The 17,022-nt window shown below is 67.5% G+C and carries 21 protein-coding genes; 10 read left to right on the top strand and 11 right to left on the bottom strand.

The window, feature by feature from the left end:
- Positions 1-10 precede the first annotated feature (10 nt).
- The 10 genes from KNJ79_RS01190 to KNJ79_RS01145 all read left to right on the top strand — a co-directional run bounded on the left by KNJ79_RS01190 (position 11) and on the right by KNJ79_RS01145 (position 7,104).
- Positions 11-613: a flagellar basal body-associated FliL family protein gene (locus tag KNJ79_RS01190; RefSeq protein ID WP_089216529.1), complete on the top strand. Its 603-nt coding sequence runs from the start codon at positions 11-13 to the stop codon at positions 611-613.
- Entirely contained in the window at positions 613-1,533 is a 921-nt protein-coding gene (locus tag KNJ79_RS01185; protein ID WP_089216528.1) for a FliM/FliN family flagellar motor switch protein, read from the top strand. The genes KNJ79_RS01190 and KNJ79_RS01185 overlap by 1 nt, the downstream gene beginning before the upstream one ends.
- The gene (gene fliN, locus KNJ79_RS01180) at positions 1,526-1,861 is read left to right on the top strand and encodes a flagellar motor switch protein FliN (protein ID WP_089216527.1); all 336 of its coding nucleotides are present in this window, start codon (positions 1,526-1,528) and stop codon (positions 1,859-1,861) included. Before KNJ79_RS01185 ends, fliN begins: the two co-directional genes overlap by 8 nt.
- Positions 1,861-2,139 carry a flagellar biosynthetic protein FliO gene (locus tag KNJ79_RS01175; RefSeq protein ID WP_317152470.1) on the top strand — a complete coding sequence of 93 codons (279 nt, stop codon included), beginning with the start codon at positions 1,861-1,863 and terminating at the stop codon, positions 2,137-2,139. The genes fliN and KNJ79_RS01175 overlap by 1 nt, the downstream gene beginning before the upstream one ends.
- A 106-nt stretch (positions 2,140-2,245) precedes the next feature.
- On the top strand, positions 2,246-3,058 hold the full coding sequence (gene fliP, locus KNJ79_RS01170) for a flagellar type III secretion system pore protein FliP (protein WP_394357142.1): 813 nt from the start codon (positions 2,246-2,248) through the stop codon (positions 3,056-3,058).
- A gap of 4 nt (positions 3,059-3,062) precedes the next feature.
- Positions 3,063-3,332 carry a flagellar biosynthetic protein FliQ gene (locus KNJ79_RS01165; RefSeq protein ID WP_089216524.1) on the top strand — a complete coding sequence of 90 codons (270 nt, stop codon included), beginning with the start codon at positions 3,063-3,065 and terminating at the stop codon, positions 3,330-3,332.
- 5 nt (positions 3,333-3,337) lie between these two features.
- On the top strand, positions 3,338-4,117 hold the full coding sequence (gene fliR / locus KNJ79_RS01160) for a flagellar biosynthetic protein FliR (RefSeq protein ID WP_317152468.1): 780 nt from the start codon (positions 3,338-3,340) through the stop codon (positions 4,115-4,117).
- Positions 4,118-4,120: 3 nt separating this feature from the next.
- Positions 4,121-5,260, top strand: a complete 1,140-nt coding sequence (gene flhB, locus KNJ79_RS01155; protein WP_317152467.1) for a flagellar type III secretion system protein FlhB — start codon at positions 4,121-4,123, stop codon at positions 5,258-5,260.
- A 59-nt stretch (positions 5,261-5,319) separates the two neighbouring features.
- Positions 5,320-6,696: a flagellar filament capping protein FliD gene (gene fliD / locus KNJ79_RS01150; protein ID WP_317152466.1), complete on the top strand. Its 1,377-nt coding sequence runs from the start codon at positions 5,320-5,322 to the stop codon at positions 6,694-6,696.
- Positions 6,697-6,708: 12 nt separating this feature from the next.
- On the top strand, positions 6,709-7,104 hold the full coding sequence (locus KNJ79_RS01145) for a flagellar export chaperone FliS (RefSeq protein ID WP_089216520.1): 396 nt from the start codon (positions 6,709-6,711) through the stop codon (positions 7,102-7,104).
- A 169-nt stretch (positions 7,105-7,273) separates the two neighbouring features.
- Here the strand turns inward: KNJ79_RS01145 and KNJ79_RS01140 are convergent, their stop codons facing one another.
- From KNJ79_RS01140 to KNJ79_RS01090, 11 genes are all read right to left on the bottom strand, one after another.
- Positions 7,274-8,335, bottom strand: a complete 1,062-nt coding sequence (locus tag KNJ79_RS01140) for a sigma-54 interaction domain-containing protein (protein WP_317152465.1) — start codon at positions 8,333-8,335, stop codon at positions 7,274-7,276.
- 182 nt (positions 8,336-8,517) lie between these two features.
- Complete coding sequence (locus KNJ79_RS01135) at positions 8,518-9,384, bottom strand: flagellar motor protein MotB (protein ID WP_089216518.1); 867 nt, start codon at positions 9,382-9,384, stop codon at positions 8,518-8,520.
- Positions 9,384-10,247, bottom strand: a complete 864-nt coding sequence (motA, locus tag KNJ79_RS01130; RefSeq protein WP_089216517.1) for a flagellar motor stator protein MotA — start codon at positions 10,245-10,247, stop codon at positions 9,384-9,386. The genes KNJ79_RS01135 and motA overlap by 1 nt, the downstream gene beginning before the upstream one ends.
- Before the next feature lie 90 nt (positions 10,248-10,337).
- Entirely contained in the window at positions 10,338-11,168 is an 831-nt protein-coding gene (locus tag KNJ79_RS01125; protein ID WP_317152464.1) for a flagellin N-terminal helical domain-containing protein, read from the bottom strand.
- A gap of 13 nt (positions 11,169-11,181) precedes the next feature.
- Positions 11,182-12,510: a flagellar hook-associated protein FlgK gene (gene flgK / locus KNJ79_RS01120; RefSeq protein ID WP_317152463.1), complete on the bottom strand. Its 1,329-nt coding sequence runs from the start codon at positions 12,508-12,510 to the stop codon at positions 11,182-11,184.
- Positions 12,507-12,839, bottom strand: coding sequence for a rod-binding protein (locus tag KNJ79_RS01115; RefSeq protein ID WP_089216514.1), 333 nt, complete (start codon positions 12,837-12,839; stop codon positions 12,507-12,509). The genes flgK and KNJ79_RS01115 overlap by 4 nt, the downstream gene beginning before the upstream one ends.
- Positions 12,836-13,933 carry a flagellar basal body P-ring protein FlgI gene (locus tag KNJ79_RS01110; RefSeq protein WP_394357187.1) on the bottom strand — a complete coding sequence of 366 codons (1,098 nt, stop codon included), beginning with the start codon at positions 13,931-13,933 and terminating at the stop codon, positions 12,836-12,838. The genes KNJ79_RS01115 and KNJ79_RS01110 overlap by 4 nt, the downstream gene beginning before the upstream one ends.
- A gap of 40 nt (positions 13,934-13,973) precedes the next feature.
- Positions 13,974-14,633 (bottom strand): flagellar basal body L-ring protein FlgH, encoded by a 660-nt coding sequence (locus KNJ79_RS01105; protein ID WP_317152462.1) that lies wholly within the window; start codon positions 14,631-14,633, stop codon positions 13,974-13,976.
- Positions 14,614-15,402, bottom strand: a complete 789-nt coding sequence (gene flgG, locus KNJ79_RS01100) for a flagellar basal-body rod protein FlgG (protein ID WP_089216512.1) — start codon at positions 15,400-15,402, stop codon at positions 14,614-14,616. The genes KNJ79_RS01105 and flgG overlap by 20 nt, the downstream gene beginning before the upstream one ends.
- Positions 15,403-15,414: 12 nt before the next feature.
- The gene (locus KNJ79_RS01095) at positions 15,415-16,158 is read right to left on the bottom strand and encodes a flagellar basal body rod protein FlgF (RefSeq protein WP_317152461.1); all 744 of its coding nucleotides are present in this window, start codon (positions 16,156-16,158) and stop codon (positions 15,415-15,417) included.
- 33 nt (positions 16,159-16,191) lie between these two features.
- Positions 16,192-17,019: a flagellar hook-basal body complex protein gene (locus KNJ79_RS01090; RefSeq protein ID WP_317152460.1), complete on the bottom strand. Its 828-nt coding sequence runs from the start codon at positions 17,017-17,019 to the stop codon at positions 16,192-16,194.
- Positions 17,020-17,022: the final 3 nt, after the last annotated feature.

Here is a 17,022-nt window from a genome sequence, read left to right as displayed (position 1 = left end):
GGGTCCGAACATGACCAAGGATAAAGCCGACAGCCCGAAAAAGGGGGGCAAGATGAAGAAGCTGCTGCTGATCGGCGTCGGCGCCGCCGTGCTGATCGGCGCGGGCGCGGGCGCGGGCATCTATATGGGCGGCGGGCTCGCCGCCGCCGAAGCGCCGAAGCCCGAGGATCTCTATCCCAAGCTCGTCCTGCGCGGCGAAAGCGACGCCGCGCCGGCCGGCGAAGGCGAAGAGGCCGCACCCAAGGTCGGAACCGTGTCGGTTCCGAACGACCGCTACAAGGTCGATCCGCGCAAATATGAAATCACCTATGTGCCGATCGAACAGGCGTTCACGACGAACCTCGCCGACGGATCGGCCTTCCTGCAGGTGGGGATCAGCCTGTCGACCTATTATGACGGCAAGATGGTCGCGAACATCCAGCGCCAGATGACGCCGATCCGCTCGGCGGTGCTGATGGTGCTCGCCGAACAGGATCCGGCGCTGCTGTCGACGTCGCAGGGCAAGCAGATGCTCCAGCGCCGCCTGACCGCCGCGGTCAATCAGGTGCTGCGCGACAAGGAGGGCTTCGGCGGCGTCGACAATGTCTATTTCACCACCATGGTGATCCAGTAATGGCGCGCACCAGGACGCTTCCCGCCGGCGACGGCGGCAGCGACGGTGACGCCAGGGCGTCGGTGCTGCTGCGCAAGGCCGAGGACGGCTATGCCTTTCCGGCGCTCGACGGCGTCGCCAACCAGTTTGCGCGCACCTTGCGCGACCTGATCCGCGCGCTCGGCGCGCCCACGGTGCAGGTCGAGCGCGGCGCAAGCGAGCGGATGCGCTTTGCCGACTGGTGCGAAGAGGCCGCGCCGGCGATCTACTGGCGCTATCATGCACCGCCGCTCAAGGGTCCGATGCTGCTCGCGGGCGCACGCGCGCTCGTGCTCCAGCTCGTCGACATCTTCTATGGCGGCAAGGGGCAGCTCGCGGGCAGGCGCGAGGAACTGACCGACGCCGAAGACCGCTTCGCGGCGCGCCTCGGCCGCGACATCGGCGCGCAGCTCGCCGCGGCGTGGGCGAGCACGCTGGCGATCGAGCCGCAGCTCGATTGCGTGACCTGCGAGGCGGCCAAGCTGCAGGCGGTGCGCGCCGACGACGAATTGCTCGTCCATCGCTTCACCCTGCGCGGCGGCGTGCTCGACGGGCATATGATCACCTGCGCCTATCCGCTCGCCGCGCTGCGCGGAATCAGCGGCGGCGAGCCCGCCCCCGAACTCGCCGAAACGCCCGAGGTCGACCCGCTGTGGACCGCGACGCTGTCGCGCGCGCTGAAGGATGTGCGCCTGCCCGTCCGTTCGGTGCTCGCGCGTCCCGAGATTCCGCTGACAAAACTTCTCGCTCTGGAGGTCGGCGATATCATTTCGTTAACCATACCGCGTCACGTTCCGATCACCGTTGCCGGCCGCCATTTCGCGTCGGGCAGCATCGGCGAGGCCAATGGGAACGCGGCCATTTTGATTGATTGTATCGAAAGAGGATCGGACGATGAGTGACATCAGCGACGCCCCGAAAGCGGCCCGCGACCGGCGTGACGCCAAGACGATAGCCGCGGCGCCCAATTTCGACCTGCTCGCGGGGGTATCGCTCCGCGTATCGGTCGAGGTCGGATCGACCTCGATGGCGCTGTCCGACCTGCTGAACCTGACCGAAGGCAGCGTGGTCGAACTCGACCGCGCGGCGAACGACCTTCTCGACATCTATGCCAACGGCACGCTGATCGCACGCGGCGAGATCGTCAACGTCGACGGCCGTTATGGCATTCAGGTCGCCGAAGTCGTCGCGCCCGACCGCGCGCTGACCGGCTTCGAGCGGAGGGGTTGATGCTCGAATATATCCTGCGCCTTTTGATCCTGCTGCCGATCGTCGGCGGCATGGCGTGGGGCAGCCTGTGGCTGTGGAAGCGCGTCCAGATGGGCGTGCCGATCGCCGGCGGGCAGAAGCAGGGACGTCCGGTCGAGATGGTCGGCGTGCTCCCGCTCGGACCTGGGACCAAGCTCGCGGTCGTGGAGTTTGCGGGACAGCAGATTTTGCTCTCGGTGTCGCGAAACGGCGTCACGCGCCTCGCAGACAATAGCCAGGGCGATTTCCATGTCGATTGAGGCGAATGGCACGGAACCTGAAATCCTCCGCCTCCCCGAGCGCAGCCGAGGGGCTCGTTCGAGCGGAGCGAGAACCCGTGGCGCACAGGTCTCGACTTCGCTCGGCATGGCCCCTCGTCTTCGCTCGGGGATACGGGTAAAGGGCAACGGACTCTCGCCTCGTCCCCACTTGCTGCGCGCCGCCGCGCTTGCCGGCGGCCTCGCGCTGCTCGCCGCGGCCCCCGCCGCGCATGCGCAGGCGGCCGACGGGCTGGCGCGCGCGGTGAACGAGATCGGCGGCGACGGACGTCCGCTGTCGCTGTCGCTGCAAATCCTGCTCCTGATGAGCCTGCTGACGGTGCTGCCGTCGCTGCTGTTGATGATGACCAGTTTCACGCGCATCATCATCGTGCTGTCGATCCTGCGCCACGCGCTCGGCCTCCAGCAGACGCCGCCGAACCAGGTGCTCGTCGGCCTCAGCCTCTTTCTCTCGCTGTTCGTGATGCAGCCGGTGATCAGCGAGGTGAACCGCGTCGCCATCACCCCCTATAGCCAGGAACAGATCGACATCGGCGAAGCCGTCGTGCGCTCCGGCACCTCGGTGCATGGCTTCATGATGGCGCAGACGCGCAAGACCGACCTGATGATGTTCGCCAAGATCGCCAAGGCGCCCGATTATGCGAGCCCGCGGGACGTGCCCTTCTCGATCCTGCTCCCCGCCTTCGTCACCAGCGAGCTCAAGACCGCCTTCCAGATCGGCTTCCTCATTTTCCTGCCCTTCCTCGTCATCGACCTGATCGTCGCCTCGGCGCTGATGTCGCTCGGCATGATGATGCTGTCTCCGACGGTCATTTCGATGCCCTTCAAGCTGTTGCTCTTCGTCCTCGTCGACGGCTGGGCGCTGACGATGGGCTCGCTCGCTTCTTCTTTCGGGACCTAGCGAGATGGAGGCGGACTATTTCATCGGAGTCGCGCAGCAGGCGCTGTGGATTCTCGCGCTCGCCGCGGCGCCGATCCTGATTCCGGTGCTCGTCGTCGGCGTGCTGCTCGGCATGGTGCAGGCGGCGACGTCGATCAACGAACAGACGCTGAGCTTCGTGCCCAAGCTGATCGTCACCGCAATCTGCCTCGCGATCTTCGGCGGCAGCATCCTGGTGCTGCTCACCGACTTCACGCGCGACCTCTATGCGCAGATCCCGGCGCTCGTGCATTAGAGCCGATGAATCCAGCCGACATCCCCAATGTGGAAACGATGCTCCAGCTGTGGATGCTGGCGATGATCCGCCCCGGCGCCGCCTTCCTCGCCGCGCCGGTGTTCGGCGCCGCCAATGTGCCGGTGCAGCTCCGCCTCGTCATAGCGCTCGCGGTCGGGGTGCCCGCGGTCGCGGCGTCGGGGATGACGCTGCCCGCCGACGGGATCGTATCGTGGCCCGGCTTCATTCTGGTGATCGGCGAAGTCGTCGTCGGCCTCGCGATCGGCTTCGTGCTCCAGATGGGGCTTGCCGCGGCCCTGCTCGCGGGCGAGGCGATCAGCAATGCGATGGGGCTCGGCTTCGCGTCGATGATCGACCCGCTGAGCGGCACCGCGAGCAGCGCGATCGGCCAGTTCCTCTCGATGCTCGCGACCGCGCTCTTCCTCGCCGCCGACGGGCATCTCGTCCTCATCGACATCATCGTCGACAGCTATAGCGCGCTGCCGCCCGGCAATGCCTTTCCCTCTTTCGGCGCGATCGGCGGCATCTTGCGCTTCGGCAGCCTGATGTTCGCCGCGGGGCTGACGATCGCGCTGCCCGTCGGCTTCGTGCTGATCCTCGTCCAGATGATCATGGGCGTGATCGGCCGCTCGGCACCCGCGATGAACCTGTTCGCGGTCGGCCTGCCCGCGACGCTGCTCGCGGGCGTCGTGCTGCTCGGCATCGCGACGCCGGTGATGGCCGAAACGCTCGCGCGCATCCTGTCCGACGCGCTCGACATGGCGCGGCTCGTCGCGGCGGGCTGAGCGATGGCGGGCGAGACCGAAAAGGACCAGAAAACCGAACAGCCGACGCCCAAGAAGCGCGCCGATTCGGCACGCGAGGGCGACGTGCTGATGTCGCGCGAACTCGCGACCGCGCTGATGATGCTCGCGGGCGCCGGCTGGCTGCTCGCCGCGGGCGGCTGGCTGGTCGAGGCGGCGGGCGAACTCGTCAAGCACGGGCTGACGCTGAGCGCCGACGACGTCGCGCATTTTGCCCCCGGCGAAGCGCTGATGCGGGGTGGCACCGGCGTGCTGCTGCCGCTCGCGAGCCTGTTCGCGCTCGCGCTCGTCGCAAGTTTCGCGGGGCCGGCGATGCTCGGCTCGCTCGGCTGGCGCGGCAAGGCCCTCGCCTTCAAGGGCAACCGGATCAATCCGGGCACCGGGCTCAAACGCATCTTCGGGGTTCAGGGCGTCATCGAGCTCGGCAAGTCGATCGCCAAGGTGCTGCTGCTCGGCGGCATCGGCTATTGGCTCGTCGCCAAGAGCCTGCCCGCCTTCATGACGATGGCGTCGAGCGACCTCCATGCCGCGATCGGGCTCGCCGGGCGCGCGGTCGGACACGCGATGCTCGCGCTCGCCGGGGGGCTGGTCATCATCGCGCTGATCGACGTCCCCGCGCAATGGTATCAGCGCAATAAGCGGCTGATGATGAGCAAGCAGGAAGTGAAGGAGGAGATGCGCCAGTCCGACGGCGCCCCCGAACTCAAGCAGGCGCAGCGCCAGCGCGCGCACGAGATTTTGAGCGGGTCGGCGCGCAAGGCGGTGTCGGAGGCGACGGTGGTGCTTACCAACCCGACGCACTTCTCGGTCGCGCTGCGCTATCGCCCCGGGGTCGATGCCGCACCCGTCGTCGTCGCGCGCGGGCGCGGTGACGTCGCGCTGTCGATCCGCGAGCTGGCGCGCGGTGCTGGCGTGCCGATGCTCGAATATCCGCAGCTCACCCGCGCGATCTATTTCACCGCGCGCGCCGGGCGGACGATCCCCGAGGAGCTGTTCGTCGCGGTGGCGACCGTGCTCGCCTTCGTCTTCCAGCTCGAACGCGCCGCCGCCGAAGGCCGCGCGCAGCCCGCCGTCGACGTCCCGCCGACGCACCGCTTCGACCCCGATGGGCGGCGGCAGAAATAGCGCGCGGTCGGCTTAATCCTGCCCGCGGCCCGCCGTTAACAAGGGCGAAGGATGGTGCCATGGTCAGCTCAATCGCCAACAGCCTCGGCTTCGGGTCGGGAATCGATACGGTCCAGATCGTCACCGACCTGGCCAATGCGTCGCGCCAGCCGAAGATCGACCGGATGACGACGCTGACGCAGCAGAATCAGGCGCGGATCAGCGCCGTCGCGCAGGCGCGTTCCGACCTCGAAGGCTTCTCCGATTCGCTGAGCCAGATGGTCGAGGACGGCACGCTGCGCAGCACGCCGACCGTTTCGGACGAGAGTGTGCTGACGGCGACCGCCCGCGCGGGGCTACAGGCCGACAGCTTCGCCGCGACGATCGAGGTCACGCAGCTCGCGCGCGCGCAGACCGCCTATTCGGGCATTGTCGCCGACCGCGAGGCGGCGATCGGCCGGGGAACGATGACGCTGAACGTCGGCGGCACCGATTATACGATCACCATCGACGCGACCAACGACAGCCTCAACGGCCTTGCCGACGCGATCAACGCGAGCGACAGCGGCGTCACCGCGTCGGTCATCGCCGACCAGGGCGGCTATCGCCTGATCGTCAAGGGCCAGACCGGCGAGGCGAACGGCTTCACCCTCGCCGCCGACGCCGGCGCCGATCCGGGGCTTGCGGCCTTCACCTATGGCAGCGGCGGCAGCATGACGCTGGGTCAGGCGGCGACCGACGCCAAATTCACGATCGACGGCGTCGCCTTCAGCCGCGCGACCAACATCGTCGACGACGTCGTCCCCGGCATGTCGCTGACGCTGAAGAAGGCGGCGCCCGGCCAGCCGGTCGACATCGGCGCGAGCCGGCCGCTCGACATGATCCGCCAGACGGTGACCGATTTCGTCGCGGTCTATAACCAGCTCAAGGAAAGCCTGTCGTCGGCGTCGAGCCTGTCGGGTTCGACGATGTCGCTGCGCCAGCTCGAATCGACGCTTTCGGGCCTTGTCGGCACGGTGCTGACGAGCGATCCCAATATCAACAAGCTGACCGACATCGGCATCCATACGACCAAGGACGGCGTGCTCGCGGTCGACAGCGACAAGCTCGAAGCGGCGCTCGCCGCCGACGCCGGCGCGGTCGAGGCACTGTTCAACCCGCGCCGCGACGCGACGCATAGCGAAGCGACCGACCCCGGCATCGCCTTCACGCTCGACGCGATCCGCGACGCCGCGGTCGCGACCGACGGCATCCTCACCCGCGTCGAGGAATCGCTCGACGCGAAGAGCGAGGCGCTCGCCGAGCAGCTCGAAAAGATCGAGGAACGCGAGGAAAGCTATCGCGCGCGGCTCGAAAAACAGTTCGGCGGCCTCGACGCCAAGCTCGCGGCCTTCAAGGCGACGCAATCCTATCTCGAGCAGCAGATCGAGATCTGGAACAACCAGTACAAGAATTAAGGGTTTTCCGCGATGCCGCCGACCGCCTCGACCGTCCGGGCCACGGGCCTCTATCGCCGTCTGCAGCACGAAAGCCGTGCCGCCGCCGCCGACCCCGTCGAACTCGTCCAGATGCTCTACGACGAACTCGAAATCGCGGTCGGCGTGCTCATTTCGATGGTGAACCAGGGCCAGCGCGTCTCGGCGACCGACCCCGCGCACCGCGCCCGCTCTATCCTCATCGGACTCGACGTCGGGCTCGATCGCGACGCGGGCGGCGACGTCGCCGGTTCGCTGTCGCGCGTCTATCGCAGTATGCGCCGCAAGCTCGACGATTCGGTCGCCGCGAACAGCGCCGAGGGCTTTGCCGAGCTGCTCGCCGGCGTCCAGACGATCAGCGCCGCGTGGAAAAAGATCCGCGAGGGATGAATTGATGGGCGATTGGCCCTCCGGCCGACTCCGGTTCGGCACCGGTCGCCCCGAAACACCGGAAAGTCGCACCCGGCCGCCCTAGGTGGGGACGGGCGGCCGGGTGACTTGAAAGGGGTGGACCAGTACCCCTTTTTCAGCGGGGCTGAACTTTCAGGCAGCGCCGCGGTCAGGCGGCCTGCTGCTGCTGCACGCCATATTTGCGCATCTTCTCGATCAGCGTCGTGCGCTTGAGCGAGAGAAGGCGCGCAGCTTCGGAAATGATACCGTCGGCAAGGTCGAGCGCGACGTGGATCTGTTCGAGTTCGATCGTCTCGATCTCGCGCTTGAGGTCGATCGGACGGCCCGGCGCGGGCGACTTGCGCGGCGCGACGGGAACGGTCTCGGAGGCGTCGGGCACCGCGACGGGGCCGGTTGCTGCCGCAAGGCGGGGCATCGCGGCGGTCGGGTTGAGCAGCATCGCGACGTCGCCCGACCCCAGCGTCTCGCCGCCGTGGAGAACGCTGGCGCGCTCGACGAAATTCCTGAGCTCGCGGACGTTGCCCGGCCAGTTGTGCCGCATCAGCAGCGCAAGCGCGGCTTCGTCGAAGCGGCATTTGGCGTCGGCGGGCATGTTACGCTGAAAATGGCGGATGAGCGCGGGGATGTCCTCGACGCGATTGGCGAGGCTGGGAACCTGGAGCACGACCACGCCGAGGCGGAAGAACAGGTCTTCGCGGAATTTGCCGTCGGCGATCGCAGCGCTAAGATCCTGATGCGTCGCCGAGATGACGCGCACATCGACCTTGCGCATCTCGCTGCTGCCGACGCGGACGATCGTCCGGTCTTCGAGCACGCGGAGCAGCTTGACCTGCATGTCGAAACGCATGTCGCCGATTTCGTCGAGAAAGATGGTGCCGCCGTCGCTTGCCTCGAAATGGCCGATGCGGCGGGCGGTGGCGCCGGTGAACGAGCCTTTTTCATGGCCGAAGAGCTCGGATTCGATCAGCTCGCCCGGGATGGCGCCGCAATTGATCGCAGAGAAGGTCTTGCCGGCGCGCACGCCTTCGTCGTGGATGGCGCGGGCGACGAGTTCCTTGCCCGAACCCGACGGTCCGCAGAGCATGACCGAAGCGTTCGAACGCGCCAAGCGGCGGATCATGTCGCGCAGATGCTGCGCGGCGGCGCTGTGGCCGATGATCAGCGTTTCGAGCGCGGCCTGGTCGCCGCGGGCTTGCCTACCCTCAGTCATTGTCATCTCCACTGCGCCCCACCCAGTGGCGCCCCCTTCGATGACTTCGGATATTGGTCATATTGGTAAACAAGCGCTTTACGCTGCGGCCCTAACCCCTTCAAAACAAAGGATTATAGCCACAATGGAAGTAATTGCGGCGAAACTGCGTGGCGCGCTTCCGATATAGTGCCAGTTTGGCGCTAATTCCCCGGACCCGCACCCCAGCCGAGCGTCACCGAGATGCGCCGGTTGCGCGGGTCGAGCCGATTCGAGGGGACATAGGGTTCGCGATCGGCGACCCCTTCGATTCGCGCGAAGCGATCGGACGCGATCCCGCGGAAGACGAGATATTGCCGCGACACCTCGGCGCGTTCGACCGACAGCCGCCAATTGTTCATCCCCGTCTTCGCCGACCAGGGCGCGGCGTCGGTGTGGCCGCGGATCATCAGCTCGTTGGGCAGCCCCGCGACGACCTTCGCCAGTTCGCCGAGGATGCGCGAGGCTTCGGGGGTGAGTTGGCTGGTGCCGAGCACGAACATCGAGAAATCGGCATCGTCGACGATGTCGATGCGCAGTCCCTCGCGCGTTTCGGTGAAGCGGATGTTGCGCGCGAGCCGGCGCAGCTCGGCCTTTTCCTCGATCGCGCGCATCAGCGACTGCGCGACCTGCTGGAACTGCGCGCGGGCGCTGGCGCGCGCGCCTGCGGTCGCTTCGCGCGGGCCGCCGGCGGCGTCGCGCGGGATCGTCATCGCCTTGGTTCCGGTCTGCCCGGCTTCGTGCGGATATTTGTCGACCGACACGAGCGATTCGCCGCCGAACAGCCCGTTCGACCCCGCCGTATCCTGTTTCGCCTGCACGATCGTCGGCGCGAAATAGTCGGCGAGCGCCTTGCGCTGCTTTTCGGTCGTTGCGCCGAGCAGCCACATCAGCAGGAAGAATGCCATCATCGCGGTCACGAAGTCGGCATAGGCGACCTTCCACGCGCCGCCGTGATGCGCCGCATGGCCCGCCTCGACCACTTTCTTGACGATGATCGGGCGCAGCGGAGTATTCGGGCGCGCAGCCATCAGCGTCCTCGCATTCCGTCGAAGACCTCGGCAAAGCTAGGCTGGTTGCCATGGTCGACGCCCGAGCGCGCCGCCTCGATCACCAGCGGCTGCGGATGGCCGTGGAGCGAGGCGATGATCAGCTGCTTCACCGTATGATAGATGGCGGCGTCGCTTTCGATCACGGTGCGCGCGCGCGTCGCGAACGGGCCGACGAGGCCATAGGCGAGGAGCACGCCCAAAAAGGTGCCGACGAGCGCCGAACCGATCATCGCGCCGAGGATCTCGGGCGGCTTGTCGATCGAGCCCATCGTTTTCACGACGCCGAGCACCGCGGCGACGATGCCGAGCGCGGGCAGCGCGTCGGCCAGGCTCTGCAGGCCGTCGGCGGGCTTGATCGCATGGTGGTGATGGTTCTTCACCGCATTGTCCATCACCTCCTCGACCGCGTGCGGATCGAGCGTCCCCGACGAGACGACGACGAGGCGCAGCGTGTCGCAGATCAGATGGACGAGCGTCTGATCCTTGAGCAGCTTCGGATATTGCTGGAAGATCGGCGAGTTCGCGGGATCCTCGATATGCGGTTCGACCGCGACCGGGCCTTCGGTGCGCATCATCTTCATCAGCGTCGAGACGAGCAGGATGACGTCGAGATAGTCGTCCTTCTTGTACGTCGGCCCCTTGAACACCTTGCCCATGCCGCCCGCGAGCGCCTTCAGGTCCTTGCCCGAATTGCCGATGATCAGCGACCCCACCGCGGCGCCGCCGATGATCAGCATTTCATGCGGCAGGGCGTGGAGGACGGGCTCGAGATTCCCGCCGGTGAACGCGAAACCCCCGAAAACCAGCAGGATCAAGACGACGATGCCGATGACGGGAAACATGCGCAGTCAACTCCAATCGGGACCTGTCGAGTCCCGGCAAACAAGGGGGTCTGGATGATTAACGGCAGCGGCCGCGAGATATTGAGCGCGTCAGCCCAAAATATCAAAAAGCGTCTGGCGATTGATCCGCGCAAAGGCCGCCTGCGCCGCTTCGAGCGTCAGATTGGTCGCGTTGAGCTGCGCGATCGCCACCGTCAGATCGGTATCCTCGACCGCCGAACGCTCGTCGGTGAGCGTGATGCCGCGGCTCGCAAGGCTGTCGCCGATGCGTTCGAGCCGGGCACCCGACAGGCCGAGCGCGGCATTCTGGTCGGCGACATGCGCGATTCCCTCGGCCAGCGCGGTGAGCGAAGCGCCCATCGCCGCCGTGTCGTTCGCGCCGACCGCCGTGGCGGCGTCGCGCAACGTTGTCGACAGGCTGTTGCCGCCCACGACGAAGGCGTCGGCCGCCGAAGGCACCGGCGCGAAGCTGACGTCGGCGTCGAAGCGCACCACTTTCGGATCGGCGGCGGCGAACAGCGGCTCGCCATTGGTGTCGCGCGTCGCGGCGAGCGCGTCGATCTCGTCGGCGATCGCGCCGAGTTCGGCGGCGATCACCGCGCGGTCGTCGGCGTTCAGCGAAGCGCTCGCAGCCGACAGGGTCAGCTCGCGCGCGCGCGCCATCAAAGCGGAGGTCGATTTGAGCACCCCGTCGGCCTGCGAGACGAGCGCGGCGGCTGCGTCGACATTCTTCTGCCACGTCGCCATGCTCGCCTGCGCCTTGCCGATCGTCGCGACGCGGCGCGATCCGACGACGTCGTCCGACGCGCGCTGGAGGCGCGTGCCGCTCGAAATCTGGATCTGCAACTCGTTGATCCGGTCGGCGAGGCTGGACTGGCGCGCGATCTCGCGCGTCATGCGATTGCCGGTGGCGTTGATCATCCTGACTGTCCTTTTAGACCGAGTTCAGCAGCGTCTGCATCGTCTCGCGCGCGACCTGGATCGTGCGCGCCGCGGCCGAATAGGCCTGCTGGAAGCGCAAGAGCTCGCCCGCTTCCTTGTCGAGATCAATCTCGCTGACGCCCGAGCGTGCCGCGGTTGCGGCGTCGGCACGCGTCGTCGCGGCGGCATCCTGCGCGCGCGCCGAGGCGGTCGCCTGCGCCTGTTCGGCGACATGGCCCGCCCACAGCGATTCGGGATCATTGGCGCCGCGCAGCGCGCCGAAGGCGAGCATATTGCCGTTGCTCGTCGCCCCGTCGGCGACCGCGACCTGATCGGGGGTCAAGGCCGCGGCGGTGAACGTCGCGGCGCTCGTGCCCGTGAACAGCGCCGCGCCCGGATTGCCCGCGGCGTCGAAACCCGCCTGATGCGCGGCGTTGAGTTGCGCCGCGAAATCCTGTGCCAGCGTGTCGAGCGCGGCGCGCTCGTCGGCGACATGGTTCGCGGCTTCGGAAAGCCCCGCGAGCGATCCGGTTGCGGTGGCGAAGGCGCCGCCGCCGTCGACCGTGTAGGACAGCCGGCCGTCGGCGGCGGTCGTCACCGAAATCGGATGAACCTCGCCGCCGCCGACGAGCAGGTCGCCGCTTCCCGACGCGCGCACCGTCGCGGCGCCGCGATCGTCGAGCGTGATGTCGATCCCGCCCTGCACCGACAGCTCGTCGAGCAGCCGGTCGCGCTCGTCGAGCAGCGTCGCTTCGCCAGTCGAGCCGGGACGCGCCTTGCGCAGCCCGATATTGATCGCCTCGAGCGCGTCGAGGTTCGAATTGAAAGCGGCGACCTCGCTCGTGGCCGCGCCAGAAATGCCGTCGGCCATGTCGGAAAGCTGCCCCGCTGCGGTGCGGAAGCCCGAGGCGACGTCGTCGGCGGCCTGGAGGAACTGGCTGCGCAGCGTCCGGTTCGCGGGATCGGCGGTGAGCTGGTCGGCGGTGGTGAACAGCTGGGTCAGGCCGGTCGCGATGCCGTTGCTCTCGTCGCTGAGCGCGCTTTCGACGCGGCTCATCCAGTCGAGCTTCGCCGAGGCGCGCTCGGCATCGCCCGACGAGATGCGCGCGTCGGCGATCAGCCATTGGTCGACCGAGCGGCTGATGCCATTGATGTCGACCCCGCCGGGGTTGATGTTCGCGCGCACGAAGGGCGTGTCGCCCGCCGATTGCGCGCCCTTCAATTGCAGGGTGCGGCGCGCATAGCCCGCCGACTGCGCGTTGGCGATATTATCGCCGATCGTCGCGAGCGCCGCCGAATAGGCGCGCAGCCCGCTGGCGCCGATGGAAAGGAGATCGCTCACTGGAGCGCTCCGCTCGCGGCGGCGGCGCGGCCGCGGAACTGCGCCTCGACCATCGCGGCGATGCCGAATTGACGCATCGCAGCGATCGAATCGGCGGTGCGCGCGTCGGCCATTTCGCGGAAATTGTCGGTCGCGCTCGATCCGAAGATGTCGTCGCCGAGCTTCGCCTGGCGCATCGACGCCATCAGCTGGCGCAGGATCACCGCCTCGAAGGCTTCGGCGGCCTTGCCGAGCCCGCCGTCGTCGCCGCCGCCGGCACCGCCGAGCCGCGGGGTGGCGGCTGCGGGAACGCCGGGGCGGACCGGCTGCGAAATCAGGGTCGTCGTCATATGATCACCAGTTCGGCTGTGAGCGCGCCCGCCTGGGACAACGCCTCTAGGATTGCGACGAGATCGCCCGGCGGCACGCCCATGCGGTTGATCGCATCGACGAGCTCCGAAAGCGAAGCGGTGGGTTTCATCAGGAAGGCGGGGCGATATTCCTCGCTCGCCTCGATATCGCTCGATGGCTCGATCGCGGTCTGGCCGCGGCTGAACGGCGCGGGCTGCACGACCGTCGGCGATTCCTTGATCGATACGGTGAGCTTGCCCTGCGTGACCGCGGCGGTTCCGACGCGCACCGCGCCGTTGATGACGACCGTGCCGGTGCGCGCATTGACGATGACCTTCGCGGGCGGCTCGGCGCGCACGACGTCGAGATTTTCGACCATCGAAATCAGGCGCATACGGTCGTCGCCGGTGCCCCCGGTGCGGATCGCGATGCTCGCGCCGTCGACCATCGTCGCCGCGCCTGGGCCGAGCGCGCCGTTGATCGCGTCGGTGACGCGCTTCGCATTGGTCGCGTCGAACTGGTGGAGGTTGAAGAGCAGATGGTCGCCATAGGCAAAGCCGGTATCGACCGCGCGCTCGACCGAGGCGCCGTTGGCGATGCGGCCGCTCGACGGCACATTGACCGTCAGCTTCGATCCGTCGGCGGCATCGACCCCGAGCCCGCCGATGACGAGATTGCCCTGCGCCATCGCATAAATCTGTCCGTCGGCGCCATAGAGCGGCGCGAGGACGAGCGTGCCGCCGCGCAGGCTCTTCGCCTTGCCGATCGCCGACACGGTGACGTCGAGGCGCTGGCCGGGCTTGGCAAAGGGGGGCAGGTCGGCGGTGATCATCACCGCGGCGGCGTTCTTGAGCGCGGGATTGACGCCCGGCGGCAGGGTCAGCCCGAAGCGCGACACCGCGCCCTTCATGCCGAGCGTCGAATAGTCGAGGCTGTCGTCGCCGGTGCCCGCGAGCCCGACGACGATGCCATAGCCGGTGAGCTGGTTCGAGCGCATGCCCTGGAACTGCCCCATGTCCTTGATCCGCGCGGCCGAGGCCGGCGACGCGCAGCCGAGGCAGACGGCGAGCAGGGTGAGGAAAGCGAGGGAGATCGGATGCCGGGTCACAGGGTCGGTCCTTGCTGGGTCAGCGTCAGAAGGGGCTGATGATGTTGAAGAAGCGCTGCAACCAGCCCTGACGGCTGGCGCGGGCGATCTCGCCCTTGCCGACGTAGCGGATATTGGCGTCGGCAACGCGCGTCGAGGGGACGCGGTTGTCGGGGCCGATGTCGATCGCGCGCACGATGCCCGAAATCTGCAGCCGTTCGTCGCCGCGGTTGAGGGTGACGAGTTTCTCGCCCTTCACCAGCATCGTGCCGTTCGGATAGATTTCGGCGATCGTCACGCTGATCTCGCCCGCGAGCTGGTTCGACTGCGACGCCTGGCCCTTGCCCGAAAATTCATTGCCGCCGCTCATTCCGATGTCGCTGGGGCTGAAGAAGGAAAGCGGACCCGTGCTCGGCGGCGTCAGGCCGAGGCTGCCGCCGCGCTCGGTCGCCGCGGCATTGCTCTTGGACGCGATCGTGCGCTCGACGAGCTGGATCGTCACGATGTCGCCGACGCGCCCGGCGCGCCCGCCCGAGGTGAGCGGGACATAGCCGCCCTGAAAGATCGAACCGTTCGCGGGCGTCGCCGCCGGCGCTGCCGGCGCGGTGGGCGCGAAGGCATCGTCGGGCACATCGTCCTTCGCCGCCGCCCCGACGGGGGCCAGCACGGCGGCGACGAGCAGGAGTTCAGAGAGTCTGCGTCGCATTTTTCATCATTTCGTCGCTGGCCTGGATCATCTTCGAATTGACCTCATAAGCGCGCTGCGTCTCGATCATGTCGACGAGCTCCTCGACGACGTTGACGTTCGATCCCTCGAGCATCCCGCCGCGAAGCGAGCCGCGGCCTTCCTCGCCCGCGGCGCCGACCTGCGGCGTGCCCGAGGCGGTGGTTTCGACGAGCATATTGTCGCCGATCGCCTGCAGCCCCGAGGGGTTGGCGAAGCGCGCGATCTCGATCCGGCCGAGTTCGACCGCATCGGCCTGCCCCGGCACGCTCGCCGAGACGGTGCCGTCGCTGCCGACCGACAGGCCGGTCGCATCCTCGGGAACCTGGATCTGCGGGATCAGCGGCTTACCGTCCGACGTGACGATCGTGCCGTCCTCGGCGCGCTCGAAATTGCCCGCGCGCGTATAGCCGGTGCGCCCGTCGGGAAGCTCGACCTGAAAGAAGCCCGCGCCGTCGATCGCCATGTCGAGCGCATTGCCCGTCGCCGCAAACGTCCCCTGCGTGTCGATGCGCGAGGTCCCCGCGAGCTGGACGCCGGTGCCAAGGTTGAGCCCCGTCGCATAGCGATTGTCGGCCGCGGCCGTCGCGCCCGGCTGGGTCATCATCTGATACGACAGCGTTTCAAAATTGGCGCGGTCGCGCTTGAAGCCCGTGGTGTTCACATTGGCGAGGTTGTTCGCGATCACCTGCATCTTGAAGCTCTGGGCATCAAGGCCGGTCCGCGCGACGTGCAGGGCACCGATGGTCATGTCTGTCTCTCCTTAACGGGGCAGCTGCATCAGATTCGCGGTCGCGCTGTCCATTTCGCGCGCGTCGCTGATCAGCTTGAGTTGCGAATCCCACGCCTTGCTCGCCTCGATCATCTCGACGAGCGCGGTGGTCGCGTTGACGTTCGATCCTTCGAGCGAACGGGTGACGATCCGGGCTTCGGGGTCGTCGGGAAGGATGCCGCCATTGTTGACGCGGAACAGGCCGTCGAGTCCCTTCACCACGTCCGAGCCCGCGGGGCTCGCGAGGCGGAGGCGGTCGACCTGCTGCGGATTTTCCGGATCGCCGCCGGTGGGGACGATCCATATCCCGCCCTGATCGTCGATCCGGATCGCGTCGGCGGGCGGGATGGTGACCGGCCCCTGCGTGCCCTGGACGGGGCTGCCGTCGCCGGTGGTGAGCAGGCCCGAGGCCGAAAGTATCAGGTCGCCGCGCCGCGTATAGGCCTCTTCGCCGTTCGGCGCCTGGACGACGAGCAGCGCATCGCCCTGCATCGCGATGTCGAGGTCGCGTCCGGTCGCGGTGATCGTGCCATGATGCATGTCGGCGCCGACGACTTCCTCGGACGCGACCGCGCGCCCGCCGACCCCGCTGCCCTGAAGCCACAGCGACTGCGCCTCGGCGATTTCGCCGCGGAAGCCCGGCGTATTGACGTTCGCGAGATTGTTCGCGATCGCCGTCTGCCGGGCCTGACTGCCCCGCATCGCGGTAAGGCTGGTATAGATGACGCGGTCCATGGCTGGGCTCCGGGCTGGCGGCGATTAGGCCGGTCAGTTCATGTTGATGACGGTCTGGGTCAGCGTCGATGCGCCCTCGATCGCCTTGGCATTGGCCTGGAAGTTGCGCTGCGCCGCGATCAGCAGCACCAGTTCCTCGGTGATGTCGACGTTCGACCGTTCGAGCGCGCCCGAGCGCACCGCGCCCATCGCGCCACTGCCCGGCGAATCGATCACCGGCGCACCGCTTTCGCCGGTCGACTGCCAGTGCGCGTCGCCGACCGGGCGCAGCCCTTCGGTCGCCGGGAAGGAGGCCATCGCGATCTTGCCGAGCTTTTCGGTCGAGCCGTCGGCGAAGGTCGCGCTGACCAGCCCGTCGATGCCCACCGAGACGTTGACGAGGTCGGCATCGGGATTGGTCGACGAAACCTTCGGAAGGACGAGATCATAGGCGCCGCCGAGGCTCGCGTCGGTGACATTGCCGTCGGCGTCGACCGGCAGCAGCTGCAGCGTCGAGCCGGTGGTGTCGACGACGGTGCCGTCCTCGAGCGGCGTGAAGGCGCCGTTGCGCGAATAGGTGACCGCATTGGTCGGCGGCGCACCCTTCACGACGAAAAAGCCTTCGCCGACGATCGCCATGTCGAGCGTCTTTTCGCTCGTTTCATACGATCCTTGCGTGAACTGCTGGGTGATGCCGTTGAGGCGCTGCCCCTGGCCCGCGATCGTCTTTGTCGACTGGCTGGGCGACGAAGCGAAGATGTCGCCGAACTGCGCGGCGCTGCGCTTGAAGCCGATCGAGCCGGCGTTCGCGATGTTGTTCGAGATGACCGACATGTCGGTCTGGGCGCCCTTGAGGCCCGAAAGCGAGGTATAGAATGACATGCG

The organism is Sphingopyxis indica (assembly GCF_032879645.1).
Lineage (GTDB): Bacteria > Pseudomonadota > Alphaproteobacteria > Sphingomonadales > Sphingomonadaceae > Sphingopyxis > Sphingopyxis indica.
The sequence above is the reverse complement of the archived record's forward strand: the minus strand, read 5'-3'. Positions and strand labels throughout refer to the sequence as shown.